Source organism: Deltaproteobacteria bacterium, from assembly GCA_021159305.1.
Lineage (GTDB): Bacteria > Campylobacterota_A > Desulfurellia > JAGGSF01 > JAGGSF01 > JAGGSF01.
In genome coordinates, this window is sequence record JAGGSB010000079.1 from 1 (window position 1) to 9,414 (window position 9,414).

Consider the following 9,414-nt stretch of genomic DNA (forward strand, 5'->3'; position numbering starts at 1 on the left):
TGAATACGCTACCGCCCTTCTATTTTTAATGAGGATTATAATAAGATATAACCTGCAGTTTATGATTCTGCAGATAAAATACAAAGCAAAGCATGTTTATTTAATGAACAAAATAACAGGATATCCTGCTGCTGTCAAGGAAATGACGAAGTCATTTGCTTGCAAACAGTAGTTTGTCAAGACAAACACCAGAGGTGTTTGCTTGCAACTGCCAGAGGCAGTTGTCAAGACAAAATCGAGGATTTTGCTTGCAAACAGTAGTTTGTCAAGACAAACACCAGAGGTGTTTGCTTGCAACTGCCAGAGGCAGTTGTCAAGACAAAATCGAGGATTTTGCTTGCAAACAGTAGTTTGTCAAGACAAACACCAGAGGTGTTTGCTTGCAACTGCCAGAGGCAGTTGTCAAGACAAAATCGAAGATTTTGCTTGCAAACAGTAGTTTGTCAAGACAAAGCAACTTCTTTTTCTTCAACAAGGGTAGTAAAAGAGTTTATTATAAATTTTTTGGCATCCAAAATTTCTAAGAGAACAGGTTCTCCCTCTTTCGTGAAGTGGACGATTATCTGTCCTTCTTTTTTAGCATAATCAATTGGTTTATCCGACAACTCAACAAGAAGTGCATCTACATCCTTACTGTATCTAACTTTTCTCATACCTTTCCCTCCTTGCAGGATAAAAAGTTATTATTAAAACATCTTCTTTCCGTCTTTCGTAGATAACGCGAAGTATATGTTCCTCATCTAATTTCTTCTGTGCAATGTACCTACCTTTATATCCAGAGATAATTTTATCAGGATTGGTAACCGCATCTCTAATAAAACTTTCTTTTATTATCATACTGTGCCTTCTTAATATTTCAATCTTCAATAACGCATGTTGGCTAAATATTACATCTCTCACTTTACTTTTACTCCCCCCCTCATCGATACTTAATTCAAACTTCTTTTTCACCCACAAATTCCAATGCTTTATTTAATATCCTTTCACTTATTCTAAAATTTATATTTTCCATTATGTTCAGTATTAAAGGTCTAACTTCCTTAATTATTTGCTTCTTTTTAGCAAGCATTAAAATGCCCAGAGTGCCAATTACTTTTAGTCCCTGTTTATCAGCTATTTTTCTTGCTTGCTTGTCATCTATTATTACTCTATCTATACCTTGTTCAATCGCTAATGCGATAGCCTCGCTTTCACCACAATCAAGATGCATCCTGAGTAACCTTACAAGGTTTTTATCTTTTACTTGCTCAATTTGAAAAAATTTTGAAGTCTCTGATATAGATTTAGCCTTAAAAACTTCCTTATAAACAGCTTCAGGAATAATCACTTTCTTAAACAATTTATTTAGTATATCTAATCTTTTAATACTGAGTAGTGCTATCAATGGAGAAGAATTACAAACAACCATCATTTAAAGTATTCCAGATTTCTTAAATCTCTTTCTAATTCTTCGTCATCATAATTCAAAGTCACATTTTCTTCTTTTAAAACTTGCATAAATTCTAATCTGCTTAATCCACACAACTCAGATGCTTTTCCTATTCCCATTATACCCTTTTCATACAGTTTTACTGCTAAGAGTTTCAAAAGCTCTTTTTCCCTTTCCTTCTCCGGAAGTTTTATAGCTGCTTCCACTGTGCTTGGTATGTTTATTGTTATCATAATACCTCCTCTTACAAAAACTTTATCACTTCAATAAAATCAATCAATTAAACCTCCTTTTAGTTTGCTTTTTAAGGTATATACATTAAGCGATTTTTTCAACAATACAAAACATTTTTGTGCAGGTGTAGGATGGTGGATAGAGGATGGGGAGGAAGGGATGAGTTGGAACGGGAGAACGGGAAAACAGAATCCAGATTCCGCATCAAGTGCGGAATGACAGGGAAAAGGGGAATGACAGGGAAAAGGGGAATGACAGGGAAAAGGGGAATGACAGGGAAAGGGGAATGACATCCGGTGATACCCCGCTGCTTGCGGCGGGGTTTTTTATTTAACGGGGTGGACGGCATATCAATTTTGCCATTTCCTTTACCTTTCACTTTCTTCAAATGGATTTATAATTGTAAGTTTATTCTCAAGATTAAAACTATGCTGCATATCTTCCGATATTAAATAATCTGCATCACAATCCAGAGCACTGGCCGCAACTACACTGTCCCAGAAAGAAAAACTGTGATTAGCACGTATTTTTGATGCCTTTAAAAGTATGTCTTGAGATAATTCAAGTACTGTATATTTTCTATATAGTGACTCAATTAAGTTTTGGATTTTCCCTTCTGAAAAATTAACCTTTTTTATCAAATTTACACACATCTCATTGATTATTTGAGTGCTGATAACAATTTCACATTCTTTTATAATAGCTCTGGCAATTTCAGTTTTCTCCCTGTTTTGAGATTGGATAAATGAATAAAGCCATATATTCGTATCTATGAAATATGTTGAATCTGGCTGTATGTTAAAATCTTTCATAGATTTCTTCTCTTGAAAAAGGTGAAAAATCTTTTAATTTTATGGGATTTGCTAACAGTTTGTCAATTATATCAGCCTGCCTGGTAACCTTCTCACTTATTATAATAACTTTCACAGTATTACCTGTTTTTTGTTTGTATTTTTCAGGGATACGGATAATCCCGTTTTTTATTTTTGATTTAAATTCAATTACTTCCATAATATCTTTCCTCCTGCAAATTATGATTGTAGGACACACGGTCAAACCTGCATATCATTAAACAATATAAACTCATACGCAAGATTTATCAAATTAAAATATCCCTTCCAGTTTTTAGCGTCACCAGGTTGCGTCCCAGTTAAATAGGCTTCGCGTTTAACAGCGGACAGCGGATAGTGTAAGTGTGGGTGTAAGATAGTTGATAGTTGATAGTGGAAAGAAGTGGATAGGAGAAGAAGTGTAAGCAGCCTATCTGATCCAATAAAACTCTGCCTCAGATTTTTCTTCAAAAATATCAAACTCATGATGGTCTGCCGTTACAAGTTTTGCATTTCTTATAATTGTTTCACCAACGGCAATGGCGTCTGCTAAGGAAATACTATAATTTGCTTTCAGCCTACCCGATTCCCTCAACTGCCGATCAGTCAAATTATCGACTATTAGAATAGGCAGTCCCAAAATTTTATGGAATGTTTCTTCTGCTACTTTTTCCCCGTCATCGCGATACACTCCATAGTAAATTTCCAGGATATTCAATTTGTTCATGTAAAGCTTAACTTTCTTTTCTTCTGCCATCCGAAGTAGATTTTCAACCTTGCCTGCTCCTTCTTCATCATTAAAAAAGGCAATGAGCGAGCAAGCATCTAAAACAAAGATTTCCATCATGCCTCTATTTCCTTTTCCTCTTTTTTCATTTGAAGATATCTTTGCGTTGAAAATCGTTTAGATTTCAGAAATCCTCTTGCTTCTTTAATAGGATCAGATATAGGGCGTAGTAAAATACCTTCTTTAACTTCCATTGCCTCAATTTTTTTACCCTTCAATTTGTTGGCTATTTCTTTGGGTAAATTTAGTTCGTCAGAACTTAATATTATAGTGCTCATTTGTTTGTCCTCCATCTTTTTAAAAACATAAGTCATAAGGGTCAAAATTACAAATCCAAATGTAGGGGGCAGCGGATAGCGTATGTAAGTGTAGGTGTGGGTGGGAGTGTAGGATAGTTAATAGTGGATAGTGGATGTAGGTGTAGATGTATGATGGTGGTTAACACTCAAAACTATGATTTATCATAGTTTCTTTCCGCTCTTCCATATTTATCCTCAAATCTTATAATATCATCTTCTTCTACATATTCACCGTTTTGCACTTCTATGATTTCTAAAGGAACCTTGCCGGGATTTTCCAGCTTATGTAGAGTAGATTTTGGAACGAATGTGCTTTCTCCTTCATGAATAAATAATTCTTTATCACCAATTCTTATCTTTGCCATTCCTTTTATTACAACCCAATGCTCTGTTCTGTGATGATGCATCTGCAAACTCAAAGACTCTTTTGGATTTACTGTAATTTTTTTTATTCTAAACCTCTCTCCTGTATCCAGAACCGTATATTCTCCCCATGGACGATATGCGGTTTTATGTTCAAGCGCTTCTTTTCTTCCATTTTTATTCAATGTTCCTACAATTTTCTTTACTTCCTGCGCCTTTTCCTTAGATGCAACAAGCACTGCATCATCCGTTCCTACAATCAAAAGGTTTTCTAATCCAGCACAGGCAATCAATCTTTTATCTCCAATAATGAGGGAATTTTTTACATCCCGTGTTAAGATATCACCAATGACTACATTTCCTTCCTTGTCTTTTTCATATAGCTCATAGAATGCCTGCCAGGAACCAATATCACTCCATTCAATATCAAGGGGAATGGTAACCACATTGTCTGCTTTCTCCATTATGGCATAGTCTATGGAAATGGACGGAACATTTGTCAATGCTTCTTTCAGAAGTTTTTTATTCTTTAAGTCTACATCTTCTAAGGGCTCGTATATATCCGGTGCGTATGTTTTGAATGCTTCCATTATGGTTTTTATGGAAAATGCAAACATACCAGAGTTCCACAGATATTTGCCATTTCTTAAATACTCTTTTGCCTTCTGTTCGGAAGGTTTTTCTGTAAATTTTTCCACCTTATAAACATCTTGTTTGTTACCTGCCACCTCTAACTTACCACCTCTTTTTATATACCCATATCCTGTTTCTGGGGATGTGGGGTTTATACCAAATGTAACGATACAATTAGATGCTATGTTAGAGACCTTTTCCACAATTTCAGTGAATCTGTCTTCTTTTTTTATGAAATGGTCTGATGGACAAACAAATATTGTTTCATTTTCGTCTATATTTAATATATCTTTCATCCATCTTGCACAAAGAAATATCGCTGGCGCAGTATTCTTAGGTATTGGTTCAACAATTATATTTTTTTCTCCTATATCAAATCCTTCCAATTCTTTTTTTACATGAAAGAAATAATCCCAGCCTGTGGAAACAAATATATTCTCTGGTTTTGTAAGCTTTAAACATCTTTCTATTGTCTTTTGAAAAAATGATTTTTCACTAATCTTTAAAAATTGTTTTGGGTAATCCTTTCGCGACAAAGGCCACAATCTTTCGCCTTTTCCTCCCGCAAGAACAACTATTGTCATAAAAAAACCCTCCTTAGAAGTTTTTTTACGGAAATCCGCAGAATTTTCATAAGAATCTCCTTCAAAATCAACCGCCTATTCACTATTTATTTCTTTATGGTAAGAAGTGTAAGTGTGAGTGGATGCGTTAATAGTTGATAGCGGATGGTGAATGGTTGATAGCAGATAGTGGAAGAAGTGATGAGTAACTCGTGATTGGCGAAGCGTGATTAGGGAGTGGAAGTAGGAAGACAAGCTACCGCCCTTCTATTTTCAACATAACCTGCAGTTTATGATTCTGCAGATAAAATGTGAAACGAAACATGTTTATTTAATGAACAAGATAACAGAGTATCCTATTATTGTCAAGGCGGGTAGCGGGATAAACTTAGCTTTTCATCCAGCTTTCTACACTGTCATCTCTTCTAAACACGGTTCCTGTAAATAAACCAACCAGCACGCCATCTTCTCGTTTAATTTCAATCTTATAAATAGCAGTATGTCGGCTTTTTGCCTCTTCGGTAGCAACAGCTTTAAGTATATTCCCTTTCTTGCTGGAAGCAGGAAAGTTTATATGCGCATTTAGAGCCACAGCCACTTGACCCCAACTATTAGATGCTACTGCAAAGGCAAAATCAGCCAGAGCATAGATGGCCGCTCCGTGTGTAATTCCCACCGCATTTAACATTTTGTCTGTTACTTTCATTTCTACTGCACATCCTCCTAATTTTGCCTCCGTAACCTTCATTCCAAAGTTCACCGCTATCTGGTCATTTTTGTTCATCCATTGCGCAATTCGCCAGGCTTTATCTTCCACTTTAACCTCCAATTTCTTATACTTATCAGTTTCTCCCAAATCTTAAAAACGCTTAAGAAAAATAGAAATAGCAAAAACCACTCCCATAGTCAAAACAATAGTCGCTCCAGAGGGAAGATTAAGCAAATAGGAAAGCCATATCCCAATAATCGTTAGAATTGTAGCTGAAATAATAGAAAAGAACATAAGTTGTTTGAGGCTATGAGCAAAGCGCTTTACTACAGCAGAGGGAATAGTTAACAATGCAATAACCAGAATGATACCCACAATCCGAATTAACACCACAACACTCAAAGCCACAAGACAAAGCAACAAGAGATATAATCCTTCTACGGGCATACCCATAACCTCTGCAAATTCTTCATCAAAACAAATAGCAAGAAATTCTTTATAGAAAAGAAAGGTAGTTAAAATGATCACTATATCCAGGATAAGCATCAGCTTTAAATCTAAAGGAGAAACAGTCAAGATGTTGCCAAAAAGATAGCCGAACAGGTCTGGTGCATATCCGGGAGTTAAGGCAACAAACAGGATACCTATGGCCATTCCAACAGACCAGAATGCACCGATAGTAGTATCTATATGAACCTTTGTTCTCCTTGATATTAATCCAATACCTATGGCTGATAAAAGGCTAAAAGGAATAGCAGTGAGAATGGGGTTTAAACCGATGAAATATCCTATACCAATTCCACCGAATGCCGCATGAGAAATTCCACCACTGATAAACACTATTCGTTTTGCCACCACGAAACTTCCCACAATACCACAGGCAATACCCGCCAAAAGTGCCGCCAGCAAAGCATACTGCATAAAACTGTATTGCAATATACTCATTCGTGTTTCTCTAAAACCCGATAGGGTGTTTCGTGAAGGATAAGGTCAACAGGAAACTGGTATGTTTCAGCCAGCTTTCTTATACCTATTTTTTTATCACCATGATAACACAACTTGCGATTTAAGCAGGCAATCTCATCTACATATACAGAAATAGCACTAATATCATGTGTAACCAAAACAATGCTCATTTTCTTTTTTAATCTGGATAGCAACTCGTAAAAAGACTTTTGCATTTGAGGATCAAGACTAGCAGTCGGTTCATCCAATAAAAGCAGTCTGGGTTCTCTTACCAAAGCCCTCGCAATAAATAGCCTCTGCAACTGACCACCCGACAATTTTCCAGCTTGAACATTTTTTAAATCAAAGAGACCCACTGCTTTCAAAGCGGCATCTACTGCCTCTCTATCTTTTTTGGAGCAAGCTTTCATAAAGCCATTATATCTACCTATCAACACAGCTCCAAATACAGTAATGGGAAAATCCAGGTCAAAGAATTGACGTTGGGGCACATAGCCTATAAGTTTTCTTGCTTCCTTTGGAGAAGTGCCGAAAACACTCAGTTTTCCTCTCTGGGGTTTTAGTAATCCTAAAATGGTATATAGCAAAGTAGTTTTACCGCCTCCGTTTGGGCCTATCACACCCAGAAGCACATTTTCTTTTATAGGAAGAGTTATATCTTCCAACGCCAAAACCCCATCCCGCCAAACCCAAATATGCTCCAGTGTAACAATTTCCTTTTTATTCATCATTTGACTTCAACAACGCCTTAGCAGTCTCTTGCATATTTTTCAAATAATCTTTCGCCAGAGGGTCAATTAACACTACCTTGCCGCCGATTTGTCTGGCAATTGCCTCGGCACTCTTTGCGCTAAATTGAGATGAGGAAAAAATAATCTTAATTTTATGTATTTTTGCCTGTTTTATCACCTTCGCAATCCATAACGGAGTCGGCTGCTTGCCTTCTTTCTGAATAGGAATTTGCACCAGGTTATAATCTCTGGCAAAATATATCCAGGCAGGATGATAAACTATAAATTCCCTTCGTTTTAAATGTTTAAAACTACTTACAATCTCAGCATCCAATACCTTGAGTGCCTTAAGATAGATATCCCTATTCTTTTTATAATATTTTTTATACTGAGGATCTATCTGTGCAAGGGACTTGAAGATATTTTCCACCATAATCTCGGCATTTTTTGGCGAGAGCCAGATATGAGGATTAACTCGTTTTCCATTTTTTATAAGTGAGATACCTTTACTGCAATCTATAACTGCCATATTTTTATTCAAACTTATGATTTTAGGCAACCAGGACAGTTCAAACCCCATTCCAGAACCCAGCTTAAAATAAACCCTGGCCCTACTTACCATTTTCAACTGGTTCGGTGTCGGCTCATAGGTATGAGGGCTTGCTCCAGGCGGTACCATAACCGTCACCTGCACCCTTTTCCCTCCTACCTTCTCTACAAACCTTGCTTGAGGAAGAATGGTTACAGCCACCTTTATCTTTTCAGCCCATGCCTTATGGACATAAAGATTAACAATGCAAAATATAAAAAACACAACTAGTGTTCTCTTCATATTCATACTATCTTGCAACTATGTTGCTTGCTGCATTTATTGCAAACTCCCTCTATAGAAACATTAATATTGTCAGCTTGAAACCCATAAAGCTTACATAGATTAGAGAGAATAATCATCAGCTCTGAGGCATTCAAACATCTTACTTTACCACAAATCTTACATACAAGATGAGGATGAGGTTTGTGGTCTTTGTCAGCTATTTCATAATAGAAGGTTCGCTTTATAGAAAATCTCCTTACCAACTTCACTTCTACCAACTTTTCCAGGATTCTATAAACAGTTACCTTATTAATAGAGCCAACCTGTTTTAAGATTTCCTCAGCCATAAGACACTTTTCGGCGGAAATTAATGTTCCAAATACAGACAAACGCAGAGGAGTAACAGAAACTCCTTTACTTTTAAGCATCTGTTCCGCGTTGCTTGCCTTAAACATAATTTGTTGTATATCACAGATGCAACTTAATTGCAAGTTCTGTGTGCGCCTTAAAGATTTATTTCTCTCGCGCCAAGATTGCATTGCCTTCTTCAAACAATTCATAGTTGATCTGCTTGAGCAAATCTTTCTTTACTTTTTTACTCAAAGCGCTAAAAGATACGAGAAGATGAGGTTGACCTTGTTTAGATCGTCCTATCTTAAAAAATCCTGAATGTGCACCTGTTACCATAATTCCAATCTTCCCATCTTTATCCTTGACCAGTCTTCCGCATGCAGGAATTTTAGTAAACTTTTCGCCGCAAAACCCTTCCACCGTTGAAACCCTATATCTACGAAGGCAACCCATCTCATCTGCCAATCGCAGGCTTCTAATGAATACTGTTTTTCCTCCTGCCTCTAAATCTGAAAAGCCCAACGGTTTCCACTCCATAATTTTAAATTATAAAAGTTCCTGCTACTGCCGTCAATTGGTTATATTAACCCACTTTTCTAACTTTAGAAAAATAGGCAATTTCTTTCCATCCTCTTTCCTCTGTCATTCCCGCGCACGCGGGAATCCATACTCCAGATTCCGTGTCAAGCACGGAATGACAGGAGG

The 9,414-nt window shown here is 36.7% G+C and carries 16 protein-coding genes; 1 reads left to right on the forward strand and 15 read right to left on the reverse strand.

Annotated features, from left to right (window positions below; genetic code table 11):
- Nucleotides 1-443: 443 nt before the first annotated feature.
- From J7J10_04670 to J7J10_04685, 4 genes are read right to left on the reverse strand one after another with little or no spacing between them, the layout of a single operon-like run.
- The gene (locus tag J7J10_04670) at nucleotides 444-653 is read right to left on the reverse strand and encodes a DUF2283 domain-containing protein (protein ID MCD6130224.1); all 210 of its coding nucleotides are present in this window, start codon (nucleotides 651-653) and stop codon (nucleotides 444-446) included.
- Complete coding sequence (locus J7J10_04675) at nucleotides 640-927, reverse strand: DUF4258 domain-containing protein (protein MCD6130225.1); 288 nt, start codon at nucleotides 925-927, stop codon at nucleotides 640-642. The genes J7J10_04670 and J7J10_04675 overlap by 14 nt, the downstream gene beginning before the upstream one ends.
- Before the next feature lie 7 nt (nucleotides 928-934).
- The gene (locus tag J7J10_04680) at nucleotides 935-1,411 is read right to left on the reverse strand and encodes a DUF3368 domain-containing protein (protein MCD6130226.1); all 477 of its coding nucleotides are present in this window, start codon (nucleotides 1,409-1,411) and stop codon (nucleotides 935-937) included.
- Nucleotides 1,408-1,662, reverse strand: a complete 255-nt coding sequence (locus J7J10_04685) for a UPF0175 family protein (GenBank protein MCD6130227.1) — start codon at nucleotides 1,660-1,662, stop codon at nucleotides 1,408-1,410. Before J7J10_04685 ends, J7J10_04680 begins: the two co-directional genes overlap by 4 nt.
- A 132-nt stretch (nucleotides 1,663-1,794) precedes the next feature.
- Here J7J10_04685 and J7J10_04690 point away from each other — a divergent pair, with 132 nt between their 5' ends.
- The gene (locus tag J7J10_04690; protein MCD6130228.1) at nucleotides 1,795-1,953 is read left to right on the forward strand and encodes a hypothetical protein; all 159 of its coding nucleotides are present in this window, start codon (nucleotides 1,795-1,797) and stop codon (nucleotides 1,951-1,953) included.
- A 78-nt stretch (nucleotides 1,954-2,031) separates the two neighbouring features.
- Here the strand turns inward: J7J10_04690 and J7J10_04695 are convergent, their stop codons facing one another.
- The 11 genes from J7J10_04695 to J7J10_04745 form a co-directional block, all read right to left on the reverse strand.
- Nucleotides 2,032-2,475 carry a PIN domain-containing protein gene (locus J7J10_04695; GenBank protein ID MCD6130229.1) on the reverse strand — a complete coding sequence of 148 codons (444 nt, stop codon included), beginning with the start codon at nucleotides 2,473-2,475 and terminating at the stop codon, nucleotides 2,032-2,034.
- Complete coding sequence (locus tag J7J10_04700; GenBank protein MCD6130230.1) at nucleotides 2,462-2,677, reverse strand: hypothetical protein; 216 nt, start codon at nucleotides 2,675-2,677, stop codon at nucleotides 2,462-2,464. The genes J7J10_04695 and J7J10_04700 overlap by 14 nt, the downstream gene beginning before the upstream one ends.
- A 246-nt stretch (nucleotides 2,678-2,923) precedes the next feature.
- Nucleotides 2,924-3,340: a PIN domain-containing protein gene (locus tag J7J10_04705; protein MCD6130231.1), complete on the reverse strand. Its 417-nt coding sequence runs from the start codon at nucleotides 3,338-3,340 to the stop codon at nucleotides 2,924-2,926.
- Complete coding sequence (locus J7J10_04710) at nucleotides 3,337-3,558, reverse strand: hypothetical protein (protein ID MCD6130232.1); 222 nt, start codon at nucleotides 3,556-3,558, stop codon at nucleotides 3,337-3,339. The genes J7J10_04705 and J7J10_04710 overlap by 4 nt, the downstream gene beginning before the upstream one ends.
- A gap of 173 nt (nucleotides 3,559-3,731) precedes the next feature.
- Nucleotides 3,732-5,159: a mannose-1-phosphate guanylyltransferase/mannose-6-phosphate isomerase gene (locus J7J10_04715; protein MCD6130233.1), complete on the reverse strand. Its 1,428-nt coding sequence runs from the start codon at nucleotides 5,157-5,159 to the stop codon at nucleotides 3,732-3,734.
- Nucleotides 5,160-5,526: 367 nt separating this feature from the next.
- Nucleotides 5,527-5,955 (reverse strand): hotdog fold thioesterase, encoded by a 429-nt coding sequence (locus J7J10_04720; GenBank protein MCD6130234.1) that lies wholly within the window; start codon nucleotides 5,953-5,955, stop codon nucleotides 5,527-5,529.
- A gap of 42 nt (nucleotides 5,956-5,997) precedes the next feature.
- Nucleotides 5,998-6,792, reverse strand: a complete 795-nt coding sequence (locus J7J10_04725) for a metal ABC transporter permease (protein MCD6130235.1) — start codon at nucleotides 6,790-6,792, stop codon at nucleotides 5,998-6,000.
- Nucleotides 6,789-7,541, reverse strand: coding sequence for an ABC transporter ATP-binding protein (locus J7J10_04730; protein ID MCD6130236.1), 753 nt, complete (start codon nucleotides 7,539-7,541; stop codon nucleotides 6,789-6,791). Before J7J10_04730 ends, J7J10_04725 begins: the two co-directional genes overlap by 4 nt.
- Nucleotides 7,534-8,376, reverse strand: a complete 843-nt coding sequence (locus tag J7J10_04735; protein MCD6130237.1) for a zinc ABC transporter substrate-binding protein — start codon at nucleotides 8,374-8,376, stop codon at nucleotides 7,534-7,536. Before J7J10_04735 ends, J7J10_04730 begins: the two co-directional genes overlap by 8 nt.
- Before the next feature lie 2 nt (nucleotides 8,377-8,378).
- Nucleotides 8,379-8,813 carry a transcriptional repressor gene (locus tag J7J10_04740; protein ID MCD6130238.1) on the reverse strand — a complete coding sequence of 145 codons (435 nt, stop codon included), beginning with the start codon at nucleotides 8,811-8,813 and terminating at the stop codon, nucleotides 8,379-8,381.
- A 58-nt stretch (nucleotides 8,814-8,871) separates the two neighbouring features.
- Nucleotides 8,872-9,246, reverse strand: coding sequence for a hypothetical protein (locus J7J10_04745; GenBank protein ID MCD6130239.1), 375 nt, complete (start codon nucleotides 9,244-9,246; stop codon nucleotides 8,872-8,874).
- Nucleotides 9,247-9,414 lie beyond the last annotated feature (168 nt).

What these genes read in the sequence shown, in the direction of transcription:
- J7J10_04690 (MCD6130228.1), top strand. Translation starts at nt 1,795, where the DNA reads ATGGTGGATAGAGGATGGGGAGGAAGGGATGAGTTGGAACGGGAGAAC.
- J7J10_04695 (MCD6130229.1), bottom strand. Translation starts at nt 2,475, where the DNA reads ATGAAAGATTTTAACATACAGCCAGATTCAACATATTTCATAGATACG.
- J7J10_04685 (MCD6130227.1), bottom strand. Translation starts at nt 1,662, where the DNA reads ATGATAACAATAAACATACCAAGCACAGTGGAAGCAGCTATAAAACTT.
- J7J10_04670 (MCD6130224.1), bottom strand. Translation starts at nt 653, where the DNA reads ATGAGAAAAGTTAGATACAGTAAGGATGTAGATGCACTTCTTGTTGAG.
- J7J10_04705 (MCD6130231.1), bottom strand. Translation starts at nt 3,340, where the DNA reads ATGATGGAAATCTTTGTTTTAGATGCTTGCTCGCTCATTGCCTTTTTT.
- J7J10_04725 (MCD6130235.1), bottom strand. Translation starts at nt 6,792, where the DNA reads ATGAGTATATTGCAATACAGTTTTATGCAGTATGCTTTGCTGGCGGCA.
- J7J10_04680 (MCD6130226.1), bottom strand. Translation starts at nt 1,411, where the DNA reads ATGATGGTTGTTTGTAATTCTTCTCCATTGATAGCACTACTCAGTATT.
- J7J10_04710 (MCD6130232.1), bottom strand. Translation starts at nt 3,558, where the DNA reads ATGAGCACTATAATATTAAGTTCTGACGAACTAAATTTACCCAAAGAA.
- J7J10_04715 (MCD6130233.1), bottom strand. Translation starts at nt 5,159, where the DNA reads ATGACAATAGTTGTTCTTGCGGGAGGAAAAGGCGAAAGATTGTGGCCT.
- J7J10_04730 (MCD6130236.1), bottom strand. Translation starts at nt 7,541, where the DNA reads ATGAATAAAAAGGAAATTGTTACACTGGAGCATATTTGGGTTTGGCGG.
- J7J10_04735 (MCD6130237.1), bottom strand. Translation starts at nt 8,376, where the DNA reads ATGAAGAGAACACTAGTTGTGTTTTTTATATTTTGCATTGTTAATCTT.
- J7J10_04745 (MCD6130239.1), bottom strand. Translation starts at nt 9,246, where the DNA reads ATGGAGTGGAAACCGTTGGGCTTTTCAGATTTAGAGGCAGGAGGAAAA.
- J7J10_04740 (MCD6130238.1), bottom strand. Translation starts at nt 8,813, where the DNA reads ATGTTTAAGGCAAGCAACGCGGAACAGATGCTTAAAAGTAAAGGAGTT.